The organism is Streptomyces sp. NPDC058052, from assembly GCF_042885515.1.
Classification (GTDB): Bacteria; Actinomycetota; Actinomycetes; order Streptomycetales; family Streptomycetaceae; genus Streptomyces.
On sequence record NZ_JBHVRX010000032.1, the window covers coordinates 16,186 to 41,280 of the forward strand.

The following is a 25,095-nucleotide window of genomic DNA, read 5'->3' on the forward strand; positions in this document are numbered from 1 at the left end:
CCGCCCCGGACGGACCTCCAGATTTCTGAGGGAGTTCGCGATGGCCCTGTGGGACCGCATCAAGGAGTCGGCGTCGACGATGCAGACGCAGCTGGTGGCGAAGAAGAACGACCTCACGTCCGGCGCGTTCCGCGACGCCTCCATGGCGATGTGCGCCCTCGTGGCCGCCGCCGACGGCACGATCGACGCGTCGGAACGCCGGCGGGTCGCCCAGCTGATCGCCACCAACGAGGTCCTGCGGAACTTCGACGCGAGCGACCTCCAGCGCCGCTTCGACGCCAACCTGGACAAGCTGACCACCGACTTCGACTTCGGCAAGGTCAGCGTCCTCCAGGAGATCGCCAAGGCGAAGAAGAAGCCGGCCGAGGCCCGCGCCGTGATCCAGATCGGCATCGTCATCGGCGGCGCCGACGGCGACTTCGACAAGACCGAGCAGGCCGTCGTGCGCGAGGCGTGCTTCACCCTCGGCCTCCCGCCGCACGAGTTCGACCTGTAGTCGGCGCCGGAGTCGCCGTCGTACGCCACAAGGAACGGGAACAGGTATGGAAATCTCGGGCATCATCAGCGCGATCGTCATCGGCGTCGTCATCGGCACCCTCGGGCGGCTCGTCCTGCCCGGCCGGCAGCGGATCGGCGTGCTGTGGACCATCGCCGTCGGCATCGCCGCGGCCCTCGTCGGGACCGCCCTCGCGGCGGGCCTGGGGGTCGCGGACACCCAGGGGATCGACTGGATCGAGTGGATCATCCAGATCGGCCTCGCGGCAGCGGGCGTGGCCGCGCTGGAGCGGTTCAAGGCGCGGGCCTGAGACCGAGCGCACGGAGCCCTCCGCAGGTGCAGGGGGGGCGCCTCCCGAGGGGACGGAGGTCGCTCTCCCGAAGGGGCGGGCGCATCGAGCGACGGCTGTGAGCGGTCGCCTCAGTTCCGGGGGAGCAGGGGGCCCAGCGGTCCGAGGTCGAGGTTGAGGTCCTCCAGGGCGTAGCCGTGCTCGGCGCAGAGGTCGGCCAGGGCGTCGTGGAGGGCCATCAGGGTCGCCCCCAGCTCTTCCTCCTCCTCGTCGGTGAGGTCGCCGGCGTCCACGCGGCGGAGCGCCTGGCGCTCGATGAGCTGCCGCAGGAGTTCGACGAGCGTCAGGACGAGCTTGAGGAGGTCCTCCCCGACCGACTCCGGATCGGTGACGAAGCGGTGCGCGGGCGCGGTGCTGCGCGCGGAGGCCGCCGGGGGCGCTCGGACCAGCCGGAACGCCCGGGCCAGCGCGTCGTCCGGGGGCCGGGGGCCGGGAGTGCCGTCGCCGGTCACGTCGGCCGCCCTCCGGAGCCCCGGTCGGCCGTCTCCTCGCCGACCGAGACGATGAGGGCCCGCAGCGAGATGCGGACGAGGTCGATGCCGGCGACGGACAGGACCAGGTCGCCGGCGAGCACCACCCCGCCGCTGAGCAGGCGGTCCAGCAGGTCCACCAGGGCGACCTGCCGCTCCGGCAGCCGGTCGTCGTACCTGCCGTCGTACGCGCCGCCGTCCCGCCCGTCGTCGTGGCGAACCTGGCCGCGGCCCTCGTACCGGTCCTCGTGACGCCCTGCGTACCGGTCGTCGTACGGGGAGTCGTCGGGGGCGCCGTGCGGATGCGGGCTCATGGCCGCCCCCTCGCGGCGGGTGGTCCGGAAGCGGCGGATCCGTCGTCGGGGTCCGGGTCCGGGGCGGGCGGCATGGCGAAGGAGTAGGGCGCCCAGGGACCCGTGACGTCCACGCGCAGGGTGGGGAACCGGTCGGCGACCTGGGAGACGGCCGCCCGGAAGGCGTCGACCCGCTCGTCCGCGACCAGGTAGGAGTCGTTCAGCACGTTCTCGTACGGACCGCTCAGGGGCGAGCGCTGGGGAGCGTGGCGGACGTGCTCCGAGGCGTGGAGGGCGGCCGCCTCCGCGAGGGCGGACGCCGCGTGACGCGCTTGTGCGTGCACGGTTTCCCGGGCCCGCCGCTGGGCCCGGCGCCGGTGCAGGTAGGCCCTGCCGGGCCCGGGCGGGTCTCCCTCGGCGGAGCCGGCCGAGGCGGCGGTCCCGGCGTCCGGGTCGGCGGGGGCGGGCTCGTCCGCACCGGTCGCGGCGGGCGGGACGGAGAGCTTCACGCCGTACTCGGCGTGGGCGCGGAGCGCGGTCAGGCGCCGCGCGAAGGTGTTCTGGCGCTCGGCGAGCGCCCGTCCGGCCCGGTCGCCGTCCTCGTAGACGGTCGCCATCCGCAGGGGCAGGACGGTGCCGACGGCGGCGACGGCCCCGACGACGTCGTGGTGGGCGCGGGCGACCCGTTCCAGCCACGCGAGGTCCTCGAAATGCCGGGTGAGAGCCGCCTCGTCGAAGTCGACGCGCGGAACGGCGCTGACGACGAGGGCCGGTCGGCCGGACTCTCCCGAGCCGTCCGCCGGACCCGTCCCGCCGCCCGCCGCCCCACCGCCGGACGCTCCCGGGCCGGCCCCCGGGCTGCCCTCCTGCACGCCGCCGCCGGAGTCGGACAGCAGCTCCACCGGCGCTCCGCCGACGCCCCGCAGCGCGGCGAGGCGGTCCCGCAGCGGCGCCGTCGCCACGGTGACCGCGTAGACGTAGACGACGTGCTCTCCGGGGCTCGTCACCGCTCCTCCTCACGACGACGGGACGCGCCGGTCCGCCGGGTGTCCTCGCCGAAGACCTCGCGGGGGGCCTCCCGGCCGGTGACGCGGTCGCGCCGCAGCTCGTCCAGTTCGGCCCGAAGGCGGCGGTTCTCCTGTTCCAGGGCGCTCCCCGCGTGGCGGGAGGACAGGGACGGGTCGTGCTCCCACCAGTCGATGCCCATCTCCTTGGCCTTGTCCACGGACGCGACGAGGATGCGGAGCCGGATGGTCAGCAGCTCGATGTCGAGCAGGTTGATGCGGATGTCGCCGGCGATCACGATGCCCTTGTCGAGGACCCGCTCAAGGATGTCGGCGAGGCTGGACGGTTCTCCCGAGGCGTACGGCACGGGGCCGGCGCGCGAGGGGAAGGAGCCGATACGGCCGGGCAGGGGTTCGGACACGGCGGGCCTCGTTTCGTCGTTCAGGACGTGCGGTGCCGGTGACGCGCCAGCTCCTCCAGCCGGGCGAGGAGCGCGGCCTCCTGCCGCTCGAACGTCTCGCTGTCGATCTCTCCGGTGCGCAGCGCCTCGTTCAGGTCGGCGAGCGCCTGCCGGACGGGGGCGGGGTCGTAGTACTCGCGTTCCGCCTGTTCGAGGGCCTGTCGCGCGACCCAGACCGCGCCCCGCACCGGTTCCAGCGGAAAGGTCAGCAGCCGGCTCAGCAGCCCCATGATCTCCTCCTCTCCCGGGTGCCGGGCCTCAGCCGACGAAGCTGTAGGGCGGCAGCGGACCGGAGAAACGCAGGGCGGCGCCGTCGCCGAGTTCCCGGTCGAGCTTCTCCCGGGCCTCCAGCAGGGCGTCCGCGCGGTCGTCCGGCACCAGCAGGGACAGATTGAGGAAGTCGCGGCCCGTCGGTTCCTGGGCGACGCGATCACGGGCGTACGGCTCCAGGGCGCGGGTCAGCGCGTCGGCGGCGGCCTGCTGCCACGCCTGCACCTGGCGGGTCACGAGCTCGCCGAGGGCCAGCGGCAGCCGGGGGTCGGGATCGCCCGCGCGGATCCGCGCGTCGAGGTCCCGTACCCCGGGCACCTCGTCCAGGGCGCGGCGCAGCAGGGGCTCCTCGTCGTCCTGGGTGGCCCGTATGTGGAACTCGGCGCAGTCCTTCAGACGGTCCAGCGCGTCGAGATACGCGTCGGCACCGGCCTCCAGCGCCTCGCGCACCGTCTCCTCGTCGTCGGCCACGTGCCCGAAACGCAGGGGCAGCACGGCTCCGGCGGCCATGAGACGCTCCTGCACCGCCTGGTGCGCGAGGAGGTCCCGGCGCGCGGGCCGGATCTCCTCCGAGACGTCGCTGACCACCGCGGCGACCGGCCCGGCGGTGACCGCGCGGGGAGCGGACGCGTCCGATCCGACGCCGTCCAGACCGTCGAGTCGGTGAGGAGGGGACGCGGCGGTGATCGCGTACACGTAGAGGGTCATGGGGGGTCACTCCCTCTCCCTGCGGGCCGAGCGGCGGGCGGCGGGGCGGCGTCGCCGGGGTGCGGGCTCGGGCTCGGGCTCCTCCTCCGGCTCCTCTTCCTCTTCTTCCTCGGAATCCGCGTCCTCGGGCTCCTCCTCGTCCTCCTCGTCGTCGCGGGAGCCGCCGCCCAGGGAATCGGTCAGCGCGTCGACCGCGCCGCCCAGGATCCCCTTCGACTTGCCCCGTGCGCCCCCCTCGGTCATGCCCTCGACGACCTCGGGCAGTTGGGCGGGGGCCTTGCGGCCGGACTCCAGGTCGAGCCGGTTGACCGCCTCGGCGAAGCGCAGATACGTGTCGACGCTCGCGACCACGATGCGGGCGTCGATCTTGAGGATCTCGATGCCGACCAGGGAGACGCGCACGAACACGTCGATCACCATGCCCCGGTCGAGAATGAGCTCCAGGACGTCGTAGAGGTTGCCGCTGCCGGGCCCTCCTGCTCCCTGATGGGCGACACCGCTGCCGCTCTGCGGCATCATCGTCATGACGCCTCCTCTCTCCTGCCTCCGTCGTTCAGTTCGGGCGGTCGGTGGTGCCGCGGCTGTAGCGGCGGACGCGCTCGAAGGAGAGCAGCTCTCCCCGTGCGTCCAGGACGACCTTGTAGCTGCCCATCACGCTCGTGGTCTCCGGAATGCGCGGGAGTTCCACAACCTCGACCCGTGCTTCCCATCCGTCCTCGGTCGGCTTGAGCGAGGAGACGGAGTCGGGATCCCTGCCGAGGAGCAGTGCCAGCTGCCCGGCGGCGGAGCGCATCGCTTCCGCGGCGCCCATGCGCCGCCGCGAGCGAGCGGATTCGGCGGCCATCAGCCACCTCCTTCGGGGAGACGGCCTCACTTGAAGCGGCGAGTGTCCCGTCAGGCGACTTCTATGCACGTCTCGGCGCTTCGTCGGGCTCCTCTGCCCTTCGCCGCCCCGTCTCGCTTCGCTCATTTCGGCGGGTTCTCCGGGTGCTTCTCCGTGCTTCTCCGCGCTTCTGTGTGCGTAACTCCGACGCCCTGGGCAGTCGCGGGGAAAAGCCTTCGGTGAAGGGACCGGTCATGCAAGACTCGACCAAGATCGCACTCGCCGCGGCCGTGGCGGGCGGCTATGTGCTCGGCCGGGCCAAGAAGGGACGCCTGGCCTTCTCGGCCGCGACCTATCTGGCCGGCCGTCGCGTCGGACTCGACCCCGGACAGCTGTTGCGGGAAGGAGTCTCCCGGCTCAAGGAGATGCCGCAGTTCGCCGATCTGGGCGACCAGCTGCGCGGTGAGGCGCTCGACGCCGGCCGGCAGGCCCTGAGCGCCGCCGCCGACCGCAAGCTCGCTGACCTCGCCGACGTCCTCCACCACCGGACCCTCGAACTGACCCGCCCGCGCGCGCCTCAGGACGCGGACGGCGAGGAGGACGAGGAGGACGAGGAGGAGCGGTACGAGGACGAGGACGAGCCGTACGAGGACGAGGAGCAGCCGTACGAGGACGAGGAAGAGGAGGAGGCGGCGGACGAGGAGTACGAGGACGAGTACCCGGAGGACGAGGCACGGGGTGAGGCCGAGGACGAGGAGGAGGAAGAGCCGGAGGAAGAGCCGGAGGAGGAGGCCGAGGAGGAGGCCGAGGAGGAGCCCGAGGAGGCCGAGGAGGAGCCCGAGCGGCAGCCGGCCCCGCGCCGGACCCGCCGCAGGACCGCCGCGACAGGGCCGGACGACACCGATGAGCCCGCCGCGAAGAAGTCCGCGGCGAAGCGCGCCCCGGCCAAGAAGGCCCCCGCCAGGAAGGCTCCGGCGAAGAAGGCTCCGGCCAAGCGGGCCTCGGCCGAGAAGGCCCCGGCCAAGAAGGCTCCGGCCAAGAAGGCCCCTGCCAAGCGGGCCCCGGCCAAGAAGGCTCCGGCCAAGCAGACCTCCGCCGAGAAGGCCCCGGCCAAGAAGGCTCCGGCGAAGACGTCCGCGGCGCGGAAGCCTCCCGCCAAGAAGGCCGCCGAGAAGCCCGCGGCCAAGAAGACGGCGAGTCGCAGGAGCACGGCCGGACAGGCGTCCGGGACCAGTTCGAGCAGGTCCTCCAAGGCCGGGTCGACGAGGCCCGCCGCCAAGAAGGCGAGCACCTCGGACTCGGCTCGCAGGCCGGCCGCGAAGAAGTCCGCTCCGGCCCGCAAGACGGCCGCCAAGAAGGCCACGTCGCCGCGCAAGCCGGCGGCCAGGAAGAGTACGGCCCGCAAGACGTCGCCGCGGAGGTAAGTCATGGCCACCTCAGAACACACCCGCTCGGGCACCAGGGGCCGCGACGGCTCCGGTTCCGGCAAGGAGTCAGGGCTCGACCAGCTGCTGAGCGAGTTCTCCCGCTTCGCCTCGGCCCAGGCCGATCAGCTGGCCGAGAAGGCGGGCGACAAGCTCAACGGCCTCACGGACCAGCTCAACGAGGTCGCCGACAACGGCGGAGACCTCGCCGGTTTCGGCAGCCGCGTCCTCGGCGGCGACTCGCCGCTGAAGGCCGCCGCGGGCCAGGCGCTGGGGAAGGTGAAGGACAAGGTCACCGACGTCGCCTCGAAGGCGCTGGGCAAGGGCGGGGGCCGCAAGAGCGGGGGAGGCAAGGTCGTCAACATCGTGGAGTGGCTCGACGTGGGCCTGCCCCTGCGGACCACGTACGACCACTGGACGCAGTACGAGGAGTTCAGCGGCTTCGCGAAGGGCGTGCGCGACGTCTCGCGCGCCGACGACACGACGACCGACTGGAAGCTGAAGGTCGGCCCGTCCTCCCGCAGCTGGAAGGCGACGGTCCAGGAACAGATCCCGGACGAGCGGATCGTATGGACCTCCGAAGGCGCCAAGGGCACCTCACGCGGCTGCGTCAGCTTCCACGAGCTCGCCCCCTCGCTGACCAGGATCGTCGTGGTCGTCGAGTACCACCCCGCCGGACTCTTCGAGAAGACCGGCAACCTGTGGCGGGCCCAGGGCCGCAGGCTGCGCCTGGACCTGAAGCACTTCCTCCGCCACGTGGCCCTGAGCACCGACGAGCCCGAGGGCTGGCGAGGGGAGATCCGGGACGGAGAGGTCGTACGCAGCCACGAGGAGGCGCTCGACGCCGAAGCCGAGGAAGAGGAGGGCGAGGAGGACGGCGAGGGGGACGGAGAGCAGAGCGAGACCGGGGACGGCTACGAGGACGAGTACGCCGACGAGGACGAACCCGAGGGCGAGGGAGAGGGCGGGGACGAGGACGAGTATGTCGACGAGGACGAAGGCGGATACGAAGAGGCCGAGGGGGACGAGGAGCAGGAGGAGGAGGAAGACGCCGAGGAGGAACCCGCCCGCGCACGCCGCAGGCGCTGAGACCCGCGACGAAGCGCCGTCCCGACACCTGACACCCGACACCCGACACCCGACGGCGAGCACCGCGCGCGCCGGGTGCCGGGCGCCTGGCTGGTACGTGGGGGTGCCGGCGCGTGGAGGGCCCGGGCGCGGACGAGAGCGAGGACCGGCCCGATGGAGCGAGGGTGATGCCCGGCCCGACGGAGCGAGGTCCGGCCCGACGGGTGGGAACCCGCCGGGCCGGACTTCGGAAGGGCGGCTCAGTGCCTGAGGGTGTCCTTGGCCTTCTCGCCTGTCTGCTTGGCCTGTGCGGCCACCTGCTCGGCCTTGCCCTTCATCTCCAGGGATTCGTTGCCCACGGCCTTGCCCGTGGTCTCCTTGGCTTTGCCCTTCGCGGCCTTGGCCATGTTCTTGGCCTTCTTGCCACCGGCCATGTCCTTCACCTCGGAACGTTCATCAGTGGTGCGATGGTGCTCTCCGATAACGGCGAGTACCCCGAATCCGCCCGGTCACGCGCGATGCCGGACCCAGCGGGGCGTCACTGCGCGGAATCCCGTACGAACCGCATGCCGCATCAGCGTCTTCGCGCTCCACACGGTCGCCCGGGCGCCCCACAGGGCCATGCGGGCCCCGGCACGGTGGGTCACGGCGGCCGGTGTCCAGCGGTGCAGCGCCCGGCGACGCCGACGGCGCCGCAGACGCTGCCCGAGGGCGGTCTTCACGGGTCTCGCCGCCCGGTGAGCAGGTCCAGGGGGACGCGTGCCCGACGCTTCACGGGGACCCCTTTCCACGGGGCCGGAAGACGTGGCTCAGTGCCTGAGGGTGTCTTCGGCCTTCTCGCCGCCGGCCGATGGCCTTCACCTCGAAACGCCGGCCGGCGATGTGGTGCTTTCCCGAACACCGCGAGTACCCCGAATCCGTCCGGCCACGCACGCGGCCGGACACGCATCCGGCGCCTCTGACGGACATGCCGGCAGGGCACGCCCGGCCCGGTGCCACACCGGCGCGCCTCGCTCCCTCGCCCCGGACGGCACCTGGCCGGCTGGAGCGGGCGGCCACCGGAATTCCGCGCACGGCCAGGGCGGACCACCGGCACCTGTTTCCCAGGGGCCGGGACCGGTGGACAAGATCTTTCCGGCGGCTCTATCCTCGCTGCTTCGTCCCCGGAATGATCAGGCAGGGACCCATCCGGGCCTCTTCTGGCTCCCATCCGTCGGACGGGTTCGCGGGACCTGCGTCCCTCTCATCGCGCGTTCTCATCGGAGTCCCCATGCTCGTTCGTCCCGCCGTGTCCGGACTCGCCGCGATGGCGCTGTGTGCCGCCGCGCTCCTCACCGGTTGTTCCGGTGGTGCCCCCGCCGAAGCCGTCGGTACGGAGGAGGAGGGCTACTACCGGTGCCTCGAAGCGAACGGCCTCGTCCTGGAGAAGCGTGACGACGGCCAGCTCCGCGTGGACAAGGACGCGAACGAACTCGCGGCCATGACGGAAGCCGAGGCGAAGTGCCGGGACAAGCTCCCCACCGGCGCTCCCCGGTCGACCGCGACGGTTCCGGCCGCCTTTCTGGCCAAGTCCCAGAAGCTGAGCGCCTGCGTGCGCGAGAACGGCTACCCCGAGTACCCGGACCCCGACCCCGCGACGGGGGAAGCGAATCTGACGAACGAGCAGAAGGCGCAGTACCACACGCCCGAATTCCAGGCCGCCTGGGCGAAGTGCGCCGGGGCCGAGGGCGCCACAGGCGACGTCGTCGGCGGCTGAGCCGTCCCTGCTGCCGTCACGACCTGTCGGGTGGTGCCCGTCAGACCCTCGATCGGAACGTCGAGATCGAGGTGGGGGACACGTGGTCCGCGACCCGGACGGCGTCGTGAGCCTGTTCCTGACGGACCTCGCCCGGGACGCGGCCATGGTCGTCCGCGAGGGCGGAGTCACAGGATTCGACACGGTCACCCTGATGGGGTCCGGCGAACCGCCACCACGGCGCCCCCCCCGGCTTGTCGGGGAGCCGTAGCCGTACGCGGTCCATGGCGCCCTGCGCGAGGCATCGGGCCGCGGCCACCGCCCAGCCGCCGCGATCGGCACGGGCTCGTCCGCGGAGCCACCCGACGTCACGAACCCAGCCCCTTCAAGGGTGTCGAGAGCGCCTCGTCGGCTCCGTCCTCGATATACCGGTGGCCACAAGGACCGGGTACAGCACAGGGAGAACCGTCGTGGCGCTTCAGCGGATGGACAACGTCGGCATCGTCGTCGAGGACCTCGACGCGGCCGTCGCCTTCTTCACCGAACTGGGCATGGAGGTCGAGGCCAGGGCACCGATCGAGGGGCTCTTCGCTGATCAGGCCGTCGGACTCGACGGAGTCCGCAGCGACATCGCGATGATGCGGACCCCGGACGGCCACGGCAAGCTGGAACTCGCGCGGTACCACCACCCCGTGGCGATTCCCTCCGTGCCGCACGACCCGCCGCCCCACACGCTCGGCCTGCACAGGGTCATGTTCGCCGTCGACGACATCGACGACACGATCGCCCGGCTGCGCACCCACGGCGCCGAACTCCTCGGCGAGGTGGCCCGGTACGAGGACGTCTACCGCCTCTGCTACCTCCGCGGCCCCTCGGGCATCATCGTCGCCCTGGCCGAACAGCTCGGCTGACGGACCGACTGCCACTCGCCCCGCCAGGCGTTCCGGTCATCGCGCGTCTTCACCTCCCCCGCGCGGAACCCTGGCGTCACCACGCCCCCTGACGGCCCGTCCGGCGGGCCCCGCGAGGTGTGCGTGTTCGGGGGAGGGGCTCTGGGGGAGGCGTGAACGGCGTGGAGGCGATGCGGAGAGGTCTTTAAGAAACCTTGTTGAATAAAGCAGTTGTCATGATCAGGTCTTGATTTGCGGCTGCCAATCCGCACAGGGTTCTCTCGAACGTTTGACGCCCCACACGTCAACACGAGGAGAGACCCTTTTCATGGCAACTCACAAGCGATCCCGCGCACTTCGCAACACGGTCATCGCCGCAGGCGTGGCGGGTTCCGCAGCCGCGGCCCTGCTCGCGGCCAACCTCGCCGGCGCGGCCGCGCCGGCCGAGGGGACCGTCCACGGACTCGGCGCGGCCGGCGCCGTGGACGGCAGCTTCGTCGTCATCCTCGACGCATCCGCGAACAAGGAAGCCCTGGCGAAGAAGTACGGCGGCACGCTCGACCGCGCCTACGGCTCGGAGGTCAACGGCTTCTCCGCGTCCGGTCTGACCGTCCAGGAGGCCAAGCGCCTCGCCGCCGACCCCGCCGTCGGAACGGTCGTGCAGAACAAGCGCTTCACCATCAACGAGACGCAGGAGAAGCCCCCGTCCTGGGGCCTGGACCGGATCGACCAGGCCGAGGCCGCCGGGGACGAGAAGTACACCTACCCGGACGGCGGGGGTGAGGGGGTGACCGCGTACGTGATCGACACCGGGGTCCGCGTCTCGCACCAGGACTTCGGCGGCCGGGCGTCGCACGGGTTCGACGCCATCGACAACGACGACTCGGCCGACGACGGCAACGGCCACGGCACACACGTCGCCGGCACCGTCGCCGGCACCGCGCACGGAGTCGCGAAGAAGGCCAAGATCGTGGCCGTGCGGGTCCTGGACGACAACGGCTCCGGCACCACCGAGCAGGTCGTCGCGGGCATCGACTGGGTGACGAAGAACCACTCCGGTCCCTCCGTCGCCAACATGAGCCTCGGCGGCGGCGCCGACGAGGCGCTCGACGCGGCGGTCCAGCGCGCCATCGCCGCCGGCATCACCTTCTCGGTCGCCGCCGGCAACGAGTCCTCGGACGCGGGCCAGGGCTCGCCCTCCCGGGTCCCCGAGGCCCTCACGGTCGCCTCCAGCACCAGCGCCGACGAGCAGTCGGACTTCTCGAACTTCGGTGCGACGGTGGACCTCTACGCCCCCGGCTCGGAGATCACCTCGGCCTGGAACGACAGCGACACCGGAGTCAAGACGATCTCCGGCACGTCCATGGCCGCGCCCCACGTCGCGGGCGCCGCGGCCCTCTACCTGGCGGCGAACCCGACGGCCACCCCGACCGACACGGCCGCCGCGCTCACCGGAGCGGCCACGGCGGACGCCATCAAGAACCCTTCCGCCAACACCCCCAACAAGCTCCTGAAGATCACCCCCTGACCCGAACTCACCCCGCATGCGGCGGCCCCCTGGAGCGGAAGTCCTCCAGGGGGTCGCCCCCGTGCGCGTCCGTGCCGGAGACCTTGCGCCGCGTCGGGCGAGTGGGTACACAAGACAAGTGACTGATCGGTAGTTCAGTAGCGGCTGATTCCGGGTGGACATGCCGCGGCAGTCCAGGCATCTGTCGCGATACATGGGTGAATCCCTCGGGAAGGCCACTACCCTTCCCCGCATGACAATCATGGGCATGTCAAGTCAACGCGGTCCGGGCGCAGCCCGGCAGAGGCCCCAACGGCTCTCCGTCGTCCTCCTGCTGCTCCTGCTCAGCCTTCTGGTGACACCGTCCCCGGCGAGTGCCGCGCCGCCGCCCGCGTCCGACCGCGCCGCGACGGCCGCCGCGGCGGCCGGGCCCGGGAACAGCATCGCCGTGGCCCAGGCGCGGGCGCGCTGGGGTGACCGGCGGCTCGACGAGGTCTCCTTCCTCGCCACGCACAACGCCTTCACCAACTACGAGGACTCCCGCTGGACCTCGGTGGCCCAGTCCGAGTCCCTGCGCCACCAGCTCGACAACGGCGTACGCGGCCTGAGCCTGGACACCCACTGGTACGAGCGAAGCCAGTGGCTGTGCGTCATCAGCTTCGGCAGCGACTGCTACCCGAGCGACGTCCACCTCTGCCACGGCGAGTGCAAGACCTTCGCCGGGGTCACCTACGCGCTGCCCCGGCAGTCCTTCCAGAGCAGCATGCAGACCGTGGTGGACTTCCTCGCCGCGAACCCCCAGGAAGTGGTGTCCGTCTTCCTGGAGGACTACGTCAGCGCGCAGCAGCTGGGGAACGCGCTCGGCCGCGTACGCGGTCTCGACCAGGTGCTCTTCCGTCCCGACGCGTGGAACGTGCGCCAGCAGGGCTGGCCGAGGATGACCGACCTCGTCGGCGCCGGGAAGCGCCTGCTGATCTTCAGCGACGAGGGCGACCGGGAGCACCTGGGCGTCATGTACGACAGGGCCTGGACCGTCAGCAACTACTGGAGCCTCGGCGACCTCGGCGACGACGTCTCCTGCGTCACCCGCTGGGCCGACGTGCCGCTGGACCGCCAGGAGCCCGGCTTCCGGCGGCTCTTCACCATGAGCCACCACCGGAACGTCCCCACCGCCATCAACGCCGCCCTCGACAACGGTGCGAAGCTGCGGGACCGCGTCGACCAGAAGTGCCGGCCGGCGGCCGGCGGCCGCGATCCGAACTTCGTGGCGGTGGACTTCCACCGTGTGTCCGACGGCAGCGGCCACACCCCGGCCTCGATCGTGGCGGAGCTGAACGCCCGGAACTGACGGCCGCCGGCCCCCTCGGGGCCGGCCCGCACCGGCGCACGCCACGCAGTCGACCTCGCTCCCGCTCTCACCGGCCCGGCCACGGGCACCCTCGCCGGTCCGCGGCGCGATGCCCGTGGCCGGGACCGGAACCGGGGCGGCAGGCCCCCGCGCGTCAGCTCAGGCGGATGTGGTCGACCGCCCAGTACCAGTTGTTCCCGGCGTCGTACATGCGGAAGCGGAGGGTCACCGTGCGCGCGCCCGCCGGGACCGTGAGGTCCTTGCCGACGGCCGTGTTCTCGGCGTCCGGTGAGCCGGGGCCGTACTGGAGCACGAGCTGCTCCGCGCCGGTGTCGAACACGGCGCGGACCTCGGCCTTCTGGTTGCCCTCCTGCCGGTAGTGGGAGTCGAGGTCCACCCGGAGGGTCGTGCGTCCGGCCGGGATCGGGACCGCGGGGGAGACCAGGGTCGAGTCGAAGCGGCCCTTGCTCGCGGGCGCGCCCGTGTCGTCCCAGTCGTCCGGGTCGGCGACGGCGACGATGCCGAGGCCCCGGGTGAAGTTCGGCCGGTTCTGGGCGCCGGCCGACCAGGCGCGCCGGGTGTGGAAGGTCCAGCCCTGGAACATGGGCGTGCCCTGCGGCATCGCGGGCGCGTTGACGACCGACCAGCCGTCCGGTGCCGTCGCCGTCCAGCCCAGCACCTGGCCGCGCTTGACCAGCTTCCCGGCGAGGGACTGGAAGTCCTCGGCGAGCAGATGCCCGCTCATGGAGGGGGCGATCCGGGCCTGGATCTCGCCGTCGGCGAGGCGCAGGCCGTCCGACGCGCGGCCGCGGGCGACCGCGAGCAGCCGGGCGGAGCCGTACGCGGGGGCGTCGGCGGGCGCCGTTACGTCCCAGCCGACGGCATACGAGGAGCCGGGGGCCAGCGTGCGGGGCGGCGTGTCCGCGGCGGGCTTCGCCGTCCATCCGGACGGCACGGTGAGTGCGACGGTGACGTCGCGGAGTTCGACCGGACCGCGGTTGGTCACGGTGGCGGTGAACCGGGCCGTGGTCCCGCCGGCGACGACCGGCTCGTCACCGGCGGCCGTGGTCATCTCGGTGGTGAGCGCGTCGGCGAGGCCCATCGCCGGGTCGGTGACGCCACGGGTACGGGCCCCGCTCCAGCCACTCTCCTGGCCTCCGTGGCCGCCCTTGCCGTGGCCGGGGTGCCGGTCCTGGTGACGGTCGGCGAAGCGGCCGGCGAAGCGGCGCAGGAACCGCGGGTCGTCGGCGGCGCTCACCGCGACGTCGTACCAGCGCTCGGCCGGCACCCGCAGCTTCACGGTGCGCTCGTCGCGCGCGCCGACCCGGACCTCGCGGACCCCGCCGCCGTACGCCACGTCGCCGACGAGCACGGTACGGGAGCGCCGTCCGCGGTTCTCGATCTCGATCTCCACGTACGCGCGGTCGCCGTCGGACTCCTCCTTGAGACGGGCCTCCAGGGCGTCGCCGGTGTGGCCGCGCAGGACCCACAGTGAGCCGTTGGGGCCGTGGATCCGCAGGTCGTAGCCGTCACCCTGGAGCTTGCGGGCTCCGCCGAGCCGCTCGCCCGCGCCGACGGTGTAGAAGTCGGGAGCGCTGCCGGGCTCCGCGTACACCTGGAAGACGGCGGCCTGGCGGCCCTGGTTGCGCAGGTCGAGTCCGACCTCGCCGTCGCGGACCGTGGAGCGCAGCGACAGGGCGTACGGGACGGGGCGGGCGGGCCGGGTGCCGCGCTGCTGGCGCGGGAAGAACTGCGGCGAGGGGACGGCGATCGACGGCTTCCCGGCGGCCGCGTCGCCCTTCGCGACGTTGCCGCTGGTGTCGGGCAGCTCGGGCCAGACGACGTCCTCGCCGGAGAAGTCGAAGACGGACGTCAGGTCGCCGCAGACGGAGCGGCGCCAGGGGCTGATGTTGGGCTCGCGCACGCCGAAGCGACGCTCCAGGAAGCGGATGACGGAGGTGTGGTCGAGGACGGTGGAGTCGACGACGCCGCCGCGGGTCCACGGGGACACGACGAGCATCGGCACCCGCAGGCCGAGGCCCATGGCGTGCGGCCCCGAGACCAGGGTCTCCCCGGCGGGCAGGGTGTCCGACCAGGAGAGGGCACCGTCGGCGGCGCGGACCCGGTAGCGGCCGTCCTGGGAGACGACCCTCATCGCGACGGAACCGTCGGCCCGCTTCACCCGGACGACGACCTCGCCGTCCACGGACATGGTGGCCCTGCCCCGGTCGGCGGAGAGCGGCGGCACGGGCGGCATGCAGTGGTCGAAGAAGCCGCCGTGCTCGTCGTAGTTGAGGATGAAGACGGTCTTGGCCCAGACCTCGGGATGGTCCGCGAGCGCCTCGATCAGCCGCGCGGTGAGGTGCTCGCCGAACGGCGGCGGCCAGCTGGCGTGCTCGGAGAGCGCCTCCGGGGCGACGATCCACGACACCTGCGGCAGGCGGTCGGCGGCCACGTCGGCGCGGAACGCCTCGACGAGCGCGTCGCCCATCTTGTGGCCGTCGCCCTGGTCGACCGCGGCGCCGACCATCGCCATGCCCCGGTCGTGGAGCGGCTCGCCGGGCTCGGCCTGCTGGAACGGCCGGAACCAGGCGAGGGCGTTGTCGTCGTAGTTGTCCCGGGCCTGGTACGTCTTCCAGCTGATCCCGGCGCTCTGGAGCCGCTCGGCGTACGTCGTCCAGGTGTAACCACCTGGTATGTAGCTGTTGTTGTAGACGACGGTGTCGCTGACCGTGCCCCCGCTCGTGCCGGTCATGAAGTGGTCGCGGTTGGTGTTCGTGTTGCACTGGACCGACGCGTGGTACTGGTCGCAGACCGTGAAGGTGCTGGCGAGCGCGTTGTAGAACGGCATGTCGGCGGGCTCGTAGAAGCCGTGCCCGAGCCAGCCGCTGCCGCGCCCGGTCACGTAGCCGTCGGCCCGCCCGTCGTTCCAGAGCGGGAAGGAGTCGACGAAGCCGAAGGCGGGGGCGCCGTTCCGGTAGGCGTTGGTGTGGGCCGCGTTCATCGCGAACGGGACGAGGTGCCCCTCGGGGCGCGAGGGGTCGGGCTGATGGAAGACCGACCTGCCGTTCACCCCGCGGACGGCGGCGCGGTCCCCGAGGCCGCGGACGCCGGGCAGAGTTCCGAAGTAATGGTCGAAGGAACGGTTCTCCTGCATCAGGACGACGACATGCTCGATGTCCTCCAGCCGGCCGGGACGGGCAGGCGCGGCAAGGGCCTCGCGCACGCTGAACGGCAGCGAGGCGAGCACGGCGGCACCGGCGGCACCGCCGAGCAGCGCGCGACGGGAGACATCGGGGGAGGGAGACATGACGGGGGACTCCTTGGATCTTTCGCATCGGGACCTCTTTGGTCCAGACCCGTTACGTATAGGAGATCGTGAAGTCGGGCCCCTGGGCTGCCGGTGAACGGAAGACGAACACCACCGCCCGGTCGGTACACTCCGCCGGCCCCCGGAAGCCAGGACTCCCGCACGTGCCTTGGCCGTCGGACGCGTCGCTACCCGGCGGAGTCCTCCTCGCCCGCGCCCGTCCCACCCGTGCCGGGGGCCCTGGGCACGAGCCGTGGCGGAAGGGCGAAGCGGACGGTCGCGTGTGCCGCCACGCGGCGGTCCGCGCCGTCCGACTCGCAACGGACCCGCAGCGCGTAGCCCTGACGGCCGACCACGTCCTGGGGAACGGGTCCGTCGGGGCCGAAGACCCATACGACGTGACCTTCGCGGGCCGCGAGACTCTCCGCCGCTCTGCGCCAGCCGCGGTACTCCATCGGACGGAGCTCGAAACGAAGGTGCTGCCGCGTGGCCCGGAGCCAGAAATCGACCGCGTCTCCCGGGCCACGGCCCAGGCTGCGCAGCTCCGACCGCGCGGCATGCCCCTGACCGGACAGCCACGCACTCACGTGCCGCTTGATGAACAGATGGTCGGCGCTGTCCGTGCCGTCGGCCGGTCGATGGCACGGCGCGCCGGTGCCGTCCCGATCCGGATAGTGCGAGAAGTGACAGACCTTCGTCTCGTACCGCTTCGTCATCAGCCGCTCGCCGCAGCCGCCGAGCAGCTCTCCGCACCAGAAGTCGTCCGTGCCGTACCGACTGCGGAACTCGTCCAGGTTGTGGGGTTCCTCGGGCAGGACGACCGGGCGGTCCGCCTTCCGGCCGCCGATCACGGCGGTCCGGATGAGCCGGTGATCTCTCGCGGACACATCGTTCCTTCCCCCACACCGATGGACGTTCGGGCCGGAGCGCCGGGCCGGCGCGAGGCGGTTCAGCGCCTCGCCGCCGACGCCCGCCGCGGATCGAGCGCCGCGGCGCACGTCCGGCACCGGCCGCTTCGGCGACTGCTCAGCGCATTATCCCTTCGCCCACCGCGCCGTCGTGAGGCGGTGGCCCAGCCACCGCCCCGCCCCGCCGCGGGCGGTGTCACGTCGTCGCCAGGAACTGCGTCGCCGCCAGCTCCCCGTACAGGGCGTCGCCCTCCACCAGCTCCGCGTGCGTTCCCACCGCGCGGACCCGGCCCGCCTCCATGACGACGATCCGGTCCGCGAGGGTCACCGTCGACAGCCGGTGCGCCACGACGAGCACCGTCGTCTCCCGGGCCACCTCCGCCACCACGTCCCGCAGGGCCAGCTCGTTCACCGCGTCCAGCTGCGACGTCGCCTCGTCGAGCAGCAGCAGGCGCGGCCTGCGGAGCAGCGCCCGCGCGATGGCGACCCGCTGCCGCTCGCCGCCCGACAGCTTGGAGCCGCGGTGACCGACCATGGTGTCCAGGCCGTCCGGCAGCCGCTCCACGAGCGCGTCGAGCCGGGCCCGTACGAGCACCCGGCGGATCTCCTCCTCACCCGCGTCCGGCGCGGCGAAGGTGAGGTTCTCGCGCAGGGTGCCGGACAGGACGGGCGCGTCCTGCTCCACGTAGCCGATCGACGCCCGCAGCTCGGCCAGCGGCCACTCCCTCACGTCCCGGCCGTCGACCAGGACCCGGCCGCCGGCCGGCTCGTAGAAGCGCTCGATCAGCCCGAACAACGTCGTCTTTCCGGCACCCGACGGTCCCACGAAAGCCGTCATGCCCCGCCCGGGAACCTCGAAGGACACGCCCCGGTGCACGGCCGGGAGGTCGTCGCGGTACCGGAAGGCGACGTCCTCGAAGACCACGGACGCCGGCCCGCCGCCCTCCGCCGGGGCCGCCGGCCCGCCGGTGGGCGTCTCGACCCGCAGCTCCTCGGTCTCCAGCGCCTCCGCCTCCAGGATCCGCGACACCGCCGCCGAACCCACCTGGAACTGCGTCGCCGCCTCCACCAGCTTGGAGATCGGCTCGATCAGATAGAAGAGGAAGAGCAGGAAGGCGATCAGGGACGAGACCGTCGTCGCCCCGGACGCGACCCGCGCGCCGCCGATGCCGAGGACGGCCAGGAACGACACCTGTACGGCGAGCCCGATCGAGGAACCGGCGAGCGACTGCCACTTGGCCGACTTCACGCCGTGCCGCCAGGCGTCCCGGGCCGCCTCGTCCACGACAGCCGTCTCGCGCTCCTCCGCGCCCGACGCCTTGATCGTCCGGAAGGCGCCGAAAGCGCGCTCCAGGACGGTGGAGATCCGGCCGACCGCCTCCTGCGAGCGCCGGGTCGCCGCCGCGATCCGCGGCATCAGCACGGCGACGGCCCCGCCGATCAGCACGATCACGCCGACCGTGACCCCCAGCAGCACGGGGTCCATGAAGCCCATGAGGACCAGCGTCGCCACGAACGAGAGTCCGCCGGTCGCCGCCGACACGACGGACTGCGTGGTGACCGCCCGGAGCAGGGTGGTGTCGGAGGTGATCCGCGACATCAGATCGCCCGGCTGGGTCTTCTCGACCTCCGGCAGCCGCAACCGCAGCAGCCTCCCGATCAGCGAACGCCGGGCCGCGAGCACCACGGACTCGGCGGTCCGCTCCAGGATGTACGACCCGAGCGCGTCGACGGCCGTCCCGAACACGACCAGCGCCGTCAGGACCAGCAGGATCGAGGCGATCGGCTCGTCGTGGCCGAGCCGGTCCACCAGCGCCTTCGCCGCCAGCGGCTGAGCGAGCCCACTGGCCGCCCCGATCAGCGCGAGCACCGCCCCGACCGCGACGGCGGCCCGATGCGGCCGGAAATGAGTGTAGAGAGCCCGCCAGACCTGACGGGCGGGTACGCCGGAGGCGGCAGGGGTTTCGAGAGCGACGGTCACACAGGTGAGGACGCGGGAACGGCGCGCCCACCTGACATTCGGACCACGAAAGGTGCGGGTCCGGCTTCCCCGCCTCCGTTCGGTACGCCGCCGTCCCGGACGGCGCGGGGCACGTGCGCCTGCCGGGGGCGAGGTCAGTCCGTGACGCGGACCGCGCGCGCCGGGCGTATGGCGGCGGCACGGCGAGCCGGACCCCAGGTGGCCAGGAGCGATGCCGCGAAGGTGGCCGTCGCGAGGACGCCGATCCCCGTCCATTCGATGGGGAAGCCTCCTTCGAGGCCCTCGAACGCGGCGCTGTTCTGGTACATCAGCCACGTCGTCAGGACGCCCAGCAGGGAGCCGAGCACGATTCCCTCCACCGCGACGAATGCGCTCTCCCAGAGGAAGGACCGCTGGACGGTGCGGGCCTGGAAGCCGAGGGCGCGCAGGATGCCGATGGTGCGCCGGCGTTCGCGTACCGCGCGGACCATGACGACGCCGAGCCCTGTGATGCCCACGCCCAGCCCCAGAGCGAGGAAGCCCTGCATGAGGCGGAAGAAGGCCGTGCTGGATTCGAACTGTTGACGGATCTCCGACTCGATGGGCGTGGCGACCAGACTGGAGGAGAGCCGCTCGCCCTGGAGCCGGGTCGCGAGGGTGTCGGGGGAGGTGCCGGGGGTGGTTCGCACCAGTGCGGACGCGTTCTGAGCCTGGGCGCCGAAGAGCTCGCGCGCCGCGCGCTCGTTCATCACCACGGGGTACGTGGTCGAACTGGCTCCGGTGCCGGGGTAGAAGACCATGCCGTTGCTCAGGACGCCGGCGATGACCTTCTGCTCGGCCCGCCCGGTCCGAGGGTCGGTGACGACGAGTGTGTCGCCGGGGTCGTAGTAGTCGCCGGCCGGGCCGCCCGTGCTGCCGAAGAACCCGTCGAGGACGACGTAGCGCGGGTCGTCCGCGAGCGCCTGCCAGACCGCGGGGTCGTCCGCGAGTCCGGGCAGCCGCTCGCGGAAGGTGATGCCGGTGATCGCGTCGTCCGGCACCCCGACGGCTGCCACGTCCAGCGGCCGCGGGCCGCGGTGCCCGGGGTCGGTGGCCCGGCCGGAGGCGTTGAGCAAGGGGGTGACGGCGGAGATGCCGTACGCCGGAGGGCTGTTCCGGAGCTCGTCGACCAGGTGGTCGCCGGCGACCTGGGGGTTGTAGTCGAGCCGCAGGGAGTATCCGGCCGTGGCGTCGGAGACGACTCCGTCGACGCCCGCGCGCAGGATGCCGGAGATCTCCGTGAGGAGGACGAGGACGAACACGATCAGCGTGTACATCACGAGCGTCGCCCCCGTCCGGAACCGTTTCGCCAGCGGATGGGCGACCGCGAGACGTGCCGCCAGTCCCGACTCCGAAGGGCGTCGCAGGAACCGCCGCACGGGACGGAGCAGGGTCTTCTGGTTGTCGCTGACGAGGATCACGGCGGAGAAGGCGGCGAGGGCGCCCTGGATGACGTAGACCGACATGGAGGGCGTGTCGAAGATCCGGGGGCGTACGACGGGAGCCAGGAGGGTCCAGGCCAGAACCGTCCCCGCGATCAGGGTGGTGACGGTGTGTCGCGGCAGGGCGAGCAGGAGCGCGGGGGCGGCGAAGACGAGGGCGAGCGCCGGCATGAGGTAGGTCGCGTCCGGCTGACTGCGCGCCAGGGCCGGGAAGGCCGCGGCCGCGCACAGGACGGCCAGGACGCTGGAGAGGACCAGCCGCCCGCGGCGCGGGCGCCGGCCGGGGGCGGCGGGGAGGTCGCGGAGAGCGGCGATGATGTTGAACCTGCTGATGCGCGCGCTCGTCGCCAGGATCGCGGCGAAAGCGATGAGCAGCCCGATGGCGAGTCCGTTGAGAACGCTCGTGGGCGTGACGTCGAAGGCGATGCGGATGCTGCTTCCGCCGACCGACCAGCCCTGGAAGATCTCCGCGGCCACCACGGCGACGCCCCAGCCCACGGCGATCCCGATGCCGACGCCCGGCGGGGCCGACATCAGGGCGTACGCCGCCCCTTCCAGGGTGAAGGACCCGACGAGCCGCGAGCGTTTCATGCCGATCGCCCGCACCATGCCCATCTGGCTCTTCCGTTCCTCGCCGAGCATCACGAAGATGTTCACCAGGAGCAGGGCGCCCGCGATGATGCTGAAGCTGCCGATCATCAGGAACAGTGCGCCGAGTGAGTCCCCGGCCTGCCGGGCGTCCCGCAGCACCGTCTGCTTCGGCGTGTCGATCGTGGCCTGCCCGGCCAGCGGGCCCAAGGCGTCCCGGATGTCCGCCGTGACCCGCGGGGTCAGCGCGTCCCCGCCCTCCACCCCTCCCCGGTTCGACAAGAAGGTGACCGACCGGGGCTCCGCCCCCGCGGCCCGGGCCGCGGCGTCCAGGGTCCCCGGAGCCAGGAACGCGTTGTGGTTCAGCCGCCCCCCGAGGCCCACACCGGAGAGGCCCCGCTCCGGCACCACCCGCTCCACCCGGTAGGTCCCGGACGTTCCGAACAGGTACAGCGTGATCGGATCTCCGGCTCGTGCGCCGAGCGACCGGGCCAGCGGCTCGTTGAGCACGACCTCTCCGGGCCCGGGGGCCCGTCCGCCGAGACCGGAGTCGCCTCCCGCGGCGCCGAAGCGCGACGCGTCGGCGAAGTCCATCTGCCAGGCGAGGACGCGCGGTTCGGCGACGGGACGGCCGCCGTCGGAGCCGAGCGCGGACGCCTGCGCGACCCGGGCGTTCAGCACGCCGTCCACGTCGGGATCACCGGCCAGGGCCGCCAGCCGTTCGTCCACGGCGCGGCCGGCCGCGCCGGGCGGTGCGACGACGCGCTCGTCCACCGGGCCCAGGGTCCGGTACGCCTCCTGCCGGACGGAGAAGTTCAGGGTGTCACCCACGACCAGGGCCCCGATGACGATGGCCGTGCCGAGCATCGACCCGCCGATCACCAGCGCGGCCTCGGTACGCCGCCGGGCGACCTGCCGGAAGGCCAGCCGGCGCGACACCGGCTGCCGGACGGCGATCAGCACCAGGGCCGCGAGGGCGAGCGCCGATGCGACGACCAGGGGCAGGAGGAGGTTCGGATACATGATCAGCCCCGCGTGACTTCGCGGTACGCGGACCGGCGTACGTCGTCGACCAGCCTGCCGTCACGCATCCGGATGAGCCGCGGCACGCGCGCCCCGATGGCGCTGTCATGAGTGACGAGGACGATCGTCTGGCCCTCGTCCCGGTTCAGCTCGCACAACAGGTCCATCACCTGGCCGGCCATCGCGCTGTCGAGGTTGCCGGTCGGCTCGTCCGCCCACACGATGGCCGGTCGGCCGACCAGGGCCCGTGCGATGGTCACCCGCTGCTGCTCACCGCCGGACAGTTCGCTGGGCCGGTGCTCGACCCGGTGGCCCAGACCGACCCGTCCGAGCGTGGCCAGCGCCCGCTGCCGCGCCTCGCGCGGCCGGGTGCCGACGAGCAGCAGGGGGAGTTCCACGTTCTCCACCGCGGAGAAGACGGGAATGAGGTTGAACGACTGGAAGACGAAGCCCATGGCGCGGGCCCGGTGCTCCGTGCGCGCGGCGTCCGACATGGCGAAGAGGTCGTGGCCCTCGATCTCGATCCGGCCGCCGTCGATGTCGTCGAGACCGGACAGACAGTTCAGCAAGGTCGTCTTGCCGGAGCCGGAAGGGCCCATGACCCCCACGAGCTCCCCGTGGCGCACGACGAGATCCAGGTCGTCCAGGGCGGTCACCGCCACCGAGCCCGTCCGGTAGATCTTGCGGACTCCCCTGGCGACCAGAAGAGGCTGGTCGCTGTTCATGCCTTCCATGAGAAACCCCGGAACCGAGCCACCACGACGGCCGTCCGGGACCGCGTGAGGGGCCGACCGGCCCCCGAGGGATCGGGTCTTCAGGGGGCGAGCCTGCGGGGCACGGCCTCCTGGTACCGGTCGCGGCGGTGTTCCCGCGGTCGGAGGACCGGTGGCCGGCACGGCCCGGAGACCGGTCGTCCTCTTCCGTGCCCGCTCGGCCCTCACGGGGGACCGACCGGCCCTGTGCGCGGGGCGCGGACCGGGGCACGGTGAGGGAGAGGAGGCCGGAGCGGTCGCGGACTCGTCGTGCCGGGACCGGTCCGACCGTCGGGAGTGTGAGTGGCCATGATGTTCTGGTACGGCGACGGCATGAACGGATGGGGCTGGTTCGCCATGTCGGCAGGGATGATCCTCTTCTGGGGCCTTCTGATCACCGCCGTCGTGTTGATCTTCCGCACGCTGGACCGATCCACTGAACGCCCCGTGCGTCGGGGTGGTACCAAGGAGTCCGAGCGGATCCTCGGCGAGCGGCTGGCCCGCGGCGAGATCGACGAGGAGGAGTACCGAAGGCGGCTGAGCGCTCTGCGGAGCGGGGAGTCGTAGGCCAGGGTGTGGGAGGCGCCAGGATGCGGGAAGCCACGGCGCCGGCATGCGCCGGCAGAGGGGGCTCCGTCCCGTCGGCACCGACTCGCTCGAACTGCCGGTCGGAGTGACGACTTTGCTCGACCGCGCGCGTCGCGGGCGCCGGACCCCTGCCGCGCGGACGGACGGCTGAACCCCCGCCGGTCCGGCGCACTGGCCCCGCGGTCAGTCGTGGGGCACGACGGCGACCGGCACACGGCTGTGGTGCAGGACGGCCTGGGCGACGCTGCCGAGGTGCGCGCCCAGGGCCGAGCGGCGCGTCCGCCGTCCCACGACGACGAGGCCGGTTCCGTCGGTCATGCGCACCAGCTCATGTCCTGCCGATCCGAGCACGACGCTCGCCGTGACCTTCACGTCGGGGTACTTGGCATGCCAAGGGGCAAGGAGGTCCTTCAGCGAGCGCTCGAACTCAGGGGCCACGGCCGGCCGGACATCCGGCACCATGGCCGGCCCGAGCGTCGCGTAGAAGGGGAGCCGCAGGACGTGGACGGCGTTCACGCCGGTACGCCGCCGGGCGGCCTCCTCGAAGGCGAACCCCACCACGGCGTCGCCGGACGCTTCCCGCACGTCGACTCCCACCGTGACCGGGCCGACCGGGCCGGCTTCACCGACCGAACCGCGTACGAGGACGACAGGGGAGCCGGCGTTGCCGGCCACGGCGAGACCGACCGAGCCGACCACATGGCCCGCGCCGCCGATCAGCGCGCGCGAACCGAGGACGACCAGATCAGCCGTCCCGGCCGCAGCGACGAGCGCCGCCACGGCGCCCGACGACTCCACCCGGGTGGTCACCCTGATGCCGGGACCGCGTCCGCGCAGCTCGTCCGCGGTCCGAGCGAGCATGTCCCGCGCCCAAGCCGCCTCGGACTCCTGTGCCTTGAGCAGGGCGGCCGGCCCCGGCCACACCTCCCGCGCGTACACCAGGAGGACCCCATCACCGCGAAGCCGTGCCTCGGACGCCGCCCAGTGCGCCGCGGCGTGCGCCTCCTCCGTACCGTCGACACCGACCACGATGTCCTGCGTCATGACCGTCCACCTCCTGGTGGATCGTCCTCGTACCTGAGCCCTGTGAGGGAGACGGACGACCCCGCCGGCCGCCGGCACCTCCACGCTCCTCCTTCGGCGGGCGGACTGCCCCGCGGATCCCACCCTGCTGAGCCGACGCCGCCACCAGGAGTGCCGAACGGGGCCCTTCCGGGACCAATGGCCCCTATGGGCCGTCAACGGTGCGCACGCAAGGTGGAAGGAAGGCGGCCCGGCCGCGGGGACACCTTCCCGAAGCCGCCGTGCCGGGAGGAGGAAGCCATGAACCGCACCGGAGAACGGCACAGCACCGAGGGGTCGCGTGCCGGCCTGTGGGCACGGGTCGGCGACCGGCTGATCGTCGGCGGTGCCACCGTCGGGGACGAGGGACGCGACGGCGAGATCGTGGCACTGCACCACGAGGACGGGACTCCGCCCTTCGGCGTCCGCTGGTCGGACACGGGACGAGTCACCCTCGTCTTCCCCGGTCCGGACGCGCGTGTCCAGCATTTCTCCCGATCCGGCCGGGCTGCGGCTCCACAGAGGTGACGGCCGCCGAGGCGTCCGCGACATCGGCACCGTTCGGGCCGGCAGGAGA

The 25,095-nt window shown here is 72.5% G+C and carries 25 protein-coding genes; 10 read left to right on the top strand and 15 right to left on the bottom strand.

All coding sequences use genetic code 11. The features are described 5' to 3' along the window. Positions 1 to 40 precede the first annotated feature (40 nt). Positions 41 to 496: a tellurite resistance TerB family protein gene (locus ACFVU3_RS32085; protein WP_390071779.1), complete on the top strand. Its 456-nt coding sequence runs from the start codon at positions 41 to 43 to the stop codon at positions 494 to 496. Between the two features lie 46 nt (positions 497 to 542). Continuing rightward, entirely contained in the window at positions 543 to 806 is a 264-nt protein-coding gene (locus ACFVU3_RS32090) for a GlsB/YeaQ/YmgE family stress response membrane protein (protein ID WP_390071780.1), read from the top strand. A gap of 110 nt (positions 807 to 916) precedes the next feature. Here ACFVU3_RS32090 and ACFVU3_RS32095 read toward each other — a convergent pair whose 3' ends face one another. Genes ACFVU3_RS32095 through ACFVU3_RS32130 form a run of 8 tightly spaced genes read right to left on the bottom strand, consistent with a single transcriptional unit; the run spans position 917 to position 4,895 of the window. Next, positions 917 to 1,297, bottom strand: coding sequence for a gas vesicle protein K (locus ACFVU3_RS32095; protein WP_390071782.1), 381 nt, complete (start codon positions 1,295 to 1,297; stop codon positions 917 to 919). Then, complete coding sequence (locus ACFVU3_RS32100; RefSeq protein ID WP_390071784.1) at positions 1,294 to 1,629, bottom strand: gas vesicle protein; 336 nt, start codon at positions 1,627 to 1,629, stop codon at positions 1,294 to 1,296. Before ACFVU3_RS32100 ends, ACFVU3_RS32095 begins: the two co-directional genes overlap by 4 nt. Then, positions 1,626 to 2,615, bottom strand: a complete 990-nt coding sequence (locus ACFVU3_RS32105; RefSeq protein ID WP_390071786.1) for a GvpL/GvpF family gas vesicle protein — start codon at positions 2,613 to 2,615, stop codon at positions 1,626 to 1,628. Before ACFVU3_RS32105 ends, ACFVU3_RS32100 begins: the two co-directional genes overlap by 4 nt. Continuing rightward, on the bottom strand, positions 2,612 to 3,034 hold the full coding sequence (locus ACFVU3_RS32110) for a gas vesicle protein (RefSeq protein WP_390071788.1): 423 nt from the start codon (positions 3,032 to 3,034) through the stop codon (positions 2,612 to 2,614). Before ACFVU3_RS32110 ends, ACFVU3_RS32105 begins: the two co-directional genes overlap by 4 nt. Before the next feature lie 20 nt (positions 3,035 to 3,054). Beyond that, positions 3,055 to 3,303: a gas vesicle protein GvpG gene (locus ACFVU3_RS32115; protein WP_390071790.1), complete on the bottom strand. Its 249-nt coding sequence runs from the start codon at positions 3,301 to 3,303 to the stop codon at positions 3,055 to 3,057. A gap of 28 nt (positions 3,304 to 3,331) precedes the next feature. After that, positions 3,332 to 4,051: a GvpL/GvpF family gas vesicle protein gene (locus ACFVU3_RS32120; RefSeq protein ID WP_390071791.1), complete on the bottom strand. Its 720-nt coding sequence runs from the start codon at positions 4,049 to 4,051 to the stop codon at positions 3,332 to 3,334. Positions 4,052 to 4,057: 6 nt separating this feature from the next. Further along, on the bottom strand, positions 4,058 to 4,576 hold the full coding sequence (locus tag ACFVU3_RS32125; protein ID WP_390071792.1) for a gas vesicle structural protein GvpA: 519 nt from the start codon (positions 4,574 to 4,576) through the stop codon (positions 4,058 to 4,060). Between the two features lie 28 nt (positions 4,577 to 4,604). Next, complete coding sequence (locus tag ACFVU3_RS32130) at positions 4,605 to 4,895, bottom strand: gas vesicle protein (protein ID WP_390071794.1); 291 nt, start codon at positions 4,893 to 4,895, stop codon at positions 4,605 to 4,607. 233 nt (positions 4,896 to 5,128) lie between these two features. Here ACFVU3_RS32130 and ACFVU3_RS32135 point away from each other — a divergent pair, with 233 nt between their 5' ends. After that, the gene (locus ACFVU3_RS32135; protein WP_390071796.1) at positions 5,129 to 6,298 is read left to right on the top strand and encodes a histone H1-like repetitive region-containing protein; all 1,170 of its coding nucleotides are present in this window, start codon (positions 5,129 to 5,131) and stop codon (positions 6,296 to 6,298) included. A gap of 3 nt (positions 6,299 to 6,301) precedes the next feature. Continuing rightward, positions 6,302 to 7,387, top strand: coding sequence for an SRPBCC family protein (locus ACFVU3_RS32140; protein ID WP_390071797.1), 1,086 nt, complete (start codon positions 6,302 to 6,304; stop codon positions 7,385 to 7,387). Between the two features lie 239 nt (positions 7,388 to 7,626). Here ACFVU3_RS32140 and ACFVU3_RS32145 read toward each other — a convergent pair whose 3' ends face one another. After that, positions 7,627 to 7,800 (bottom strand): CsbD family protein, encoded by a 174-nt coding sequence (locus ACFVU3_RS32145; protein WP_390071799.1) that lies wholly within the window; start codon positions 7,798 to 7,800, stop codon positions 7,627 to 7,629. A gap of 836 nt (positions 7,801 to 8,636) precedes the next feature. On the opposite strand from ACFVU3_RS32145, the gene ACFVU3_RS32150 reads away from it, so the two are divergent. From ACFVU3_RS32150 to ACFVU3_RS32165, 4 genes are all read left to right on the top strand, one after another. Beyond that, positions 8,637 to 9,122, top strand: a complete 486-nt coding sequence (locus ACFVU3_RS32150; protein WP_390071801.1) for a hypothetical protein — start codon at positions 8,637 to 8,639, stop codon at positions 9,120 to 9,122. Between the two features lie 449 nt (positions 9,123 to 9,571). Beyond that, complete coding sequence (locus ACFVU3_RS32155; RefSeq protein WP_390071803.1) at positions 9,572 to 10,012, top strand: VOC family protein; 441 nt, start codon at positions 9,572 to 9,574, stop codon at positions 10,010 to 10,012. Positions 10,013 to 10,319: 307 nt separating this feature from the next. After that, positions 10,320 to 11,519, top strand: a complete 1,200-nt coding sequence (locus ACFVU3_RS32160; RefSeq protein WP_390071805.1) for a S8 family peptidase — start codon at positions 10,320 to 10,322, stop codon at positions 11,517 to 11,519. A gap of 247 nt (positions 11,520 to 11,766) precedes the next feature. Beyond that, positions 11,767 to 12,846 (top strand): PI-PLC domain-containing protein, encoded by a 1,080-nt coding sequence (locus ACFVU3_RS32165; RefSeq protein WP_390071807.1) that lies wholly within the window; start codon positions 11,767 to 11,769, stop codon positions 12,844 to 12,846. A gap of 154 nt (positions 12,847 to 13,000) precedes the next feature. On the opposite strand, the gene ACFVU3_RS32170 is transcribed toward ACFVU3_RS32165, so the two are convergent. The 5 genes from ACFVU3_RS32170 to ACFVU3_RS32190 all read right to left on the bottom strand — a co-directional run bounded on the left by ACFVU3_RS32170 (position 13,001) and on the right by ACFVU3_RS32190 (position 22,841). Further along, positions 13,001 to 16,156, bottom strand: a complete 3,156-nt coding sequence (locus tag ACFVU3_RS32170; RefSeq protein ID WP_390071809.1) for a phosphocholine-specific phospholipase C — start codon at positions 16,154 to 16,156, stop codon at positions 13,001 to 13,003. 188 nt (positions 16,157 to 16,344) lie between these two features. After that, entirely contained in the window at positions 16,345 to 17,043 is a 699-nt protein-coding gene (locus tag ACFVU3_RS32175) for a hypothetical protein (protein ID WP_390071811.1), read from the bottom strand. A gap of 217 nt (positions 17,044 to 17,260) precedes the next feature. Then, positions 17,261 to 19,045 carry an ABC transporter ATP-binding protein gene (locus ACFVU3_RS32180; protein ID WP_390071812.1) on the bottom strand — a complete coding sequence of 595 codons (1,785 nt, stop codon included), beginning with the start codon at positions 19,043 to 19,045 and terminating at the stop codon, positions 17,261 to 17,263. A 134-nt stretch (positions 19,046 to 19,179) separates the two neighbouring features. After that, positions 19,180 to 22,116, bottom strand: a complete 2,937-nt coding sequence (locus ACFVU3_RS32185) for an ABC transporter permease (protein WP_390071814.1) — start codon at positions 22,114 to 22,116, stop codon at positions 19,180 to 19,182. A gap of 2 nt (positions 22,117 to 22,118) precedes the next feature. Next, on the bottom strand, positions 22,119 to 22,841 hold the full coding sequence (locus tag ACFVU3_RS32190) for an ABC transporter ATP-binding protein (RefSeq protein WP_390071816.1): 723 nt from the start codon (positions 22,839 to 22,841) through the stop codon (positions 22,119 to 22,121). A 336-nt stretch (positions 22,842 to 23,177) separates the two neighbouring features. On the opposite strand from ACFVU3_RS32190, the gene ACFVU3_RS32195 reads away from it, so the two are divergent. Beyond that, positions 23,178 to 23,435 carry an SHOCT domain-containing protein gene (locus ACFVU3_RS32195; RefSeq protein WP_390071906.1) on the top strand — a complete coding sequence of 86 codons (258 nt, stop codon included), beginning with the start codon at positions 23,178 to 23,180 and terminating at the stop codon, positions 23,433 to 23,435. A gap of 204 nt (positions 23,436 to 23,639) precedes the next feature. Here ACFVU3_RS32195 and ACFVU3_RS32200 read toward each other — a convergent pair whose 3' ends face one another. After that, positions 23,640 to 24,500, bottom strand: a complete 861-nt coding sequence (locus ACFVU3_RS32200) for a universal stress protein (protein ID WP_390071818.1) — start codon at positions 24,498 to 24,500, stop codon at positions 23,640 to 23,642. 279 nt (positions 24,501 to 24,779) lie between these two features. Here ACFVU3_RS32200 and ACFVU3_RS32205 point away from each other — a divergent pair, with 279 nt between their 5' ends. After that, on the top strand, positions 24,780 to 25,046 hold the full coding sequence (locus ACFVU3_RS32205) for a DUF1918 domain-containing protein (protein WP_390071820.1): 267 nt from the start codon (positions 24,780 to 24,782) through the stop codon (positions 25,044 to 25,046). The last annotated feature ends 49 nt before the right edge of the window (positions 25,047 to 25,095 follow it).

Coding starts and splice junctions, on each gene's coding strand:
- ACFVU3_RS32160 (WP_390071805.1), top strand. CDS start 10,320: ATGGCAACTCACAAGCGATCCCGCGCACTTCGCAACACGGTCATCGCC.
- ACFVU3_RS32090 (WP_390071780.1), top strand. CDS start 543: ATGGAAATCTCGGGCATCATCAGCGCGATCGTCATCGGCGTCGTCATC.
- ACFVU3_RS32195 (WP_390071906.1), top strand. CDS start 23,178: ATGATGTTCTGGTACGGCGACGGCATGAACGGATGGGGCTGGTTCGCC.
- ACFVU3_RS32085 (WP_390071779.1), top strand. CDS start 41: ATGGCCCTGTGGGACCGCATCAAGGAGTCGGCGTCGACGATGCAGACG.
- ACFVU3_RS32170 (WP_390071809.1), bottom strand. CDS start 16,156: ATGTCTCCCTCCCCCGATGTCTCCCGTCGCGCGCTGCTCGGCGGTGCC.
- ACFVU3_RS32115 (WP_390071790.1), bottom strand. CDS start 3,303: ATGGGGCTGCTGAGCCGGCTGCTGACCTTTCCGCTGGAACCGGTGCGG.
- ACFVU3_RS32135 (WP_390071796.1), top strand. CDS start 5,129: ATGCAAGACTCGACCAAGATCGCACTCGCCGCGGCCGTGGCGGGCGGC.
- ACFVU3_RS32125 (WP_390071792.1), bottom strand. CDS start 4,576: ATGACGATGATGCCGCAGAGCGGCAGCGGTGTCGCCCATCAGGGAGCA.
- ACFVU3_RS32190 (WP_390071816.1), bottom strand. CDS start 22,841: ATGAACAGCGACCAGCCTCTTCTGGTCGCCAGGGGAGTCCGCAAGATC.
- ACFVU3_RS32120 (WP_390071791.1), bottom strand. CDS start 4,051: ATGACCCTCTACGTGTACGCGATCACCGCCGCGTCCCCTCCTCACCGA.
- ACFVU3_RS32130 (WP_390071794.1), bottom strand. CDS start 4,895: ATGGCCGCCGAATCCGCTCGCTCGCGGCGGCGCATGGGCGCCGCGGAA.
- ACFVU3_RS32185 (WP_390071814.1), bottom strand. CDS start 22,116: ATGTATCCGAACCTCCTCCTGCCCCTGGTCGTCGCATCGGCGCTCGCC.
- ACFVU3_RS32145 (WP_390071799.1), bottom strand. CDS start 7,800: ATGGCCGGTGGCAAGAAGGCCAAGAACATGGCCAAGGCCGCGAAGGGC.
- ACFVU3_RS32205 (WP_390071820.1), top strand. CDS start 24,780: ATGAACCGCACCGGAGAACGGCACAGCACCGAGGGGTCGCGTGCCGGC.
- ACFVU3_RS32100 (WP_390071784.1), bottom strand. CDS start 1,629: ATGAGCCCGCATCCGCACGGCGCCCCCGACGACTCCCCGTACGACGAC.
- ACFVU3_RS32140 (WP_390071797.1), top strand. CDS start 6,302: ATGGCCACCTCAGAACACACCCGCTCGGGCACCAGGGGCCGCGACGGC.
- ACFVU3_RS32150 (WP_390071801.1), top strand. CDS start 8,637: ATGCTCGTTCGTCCCGCCGTGTCCGGACTCGCCGCGATGGCGCTGTGT.
- ACFVU3_RS32165 (WP_390071807.1), top strand. CDS start 11,767: ATGTCAAGTCAACGCGGTCCGGGCGCAGCCCGGCAGAGGCCCCAACGG.
- ACFVU3_RS32200 (WP_390071818.1), bottom strand. CDS start 24,500: ATGACGCAGGACATCGTGGTCGGTGTCGACGGTACGGAGGAGGCGCAC.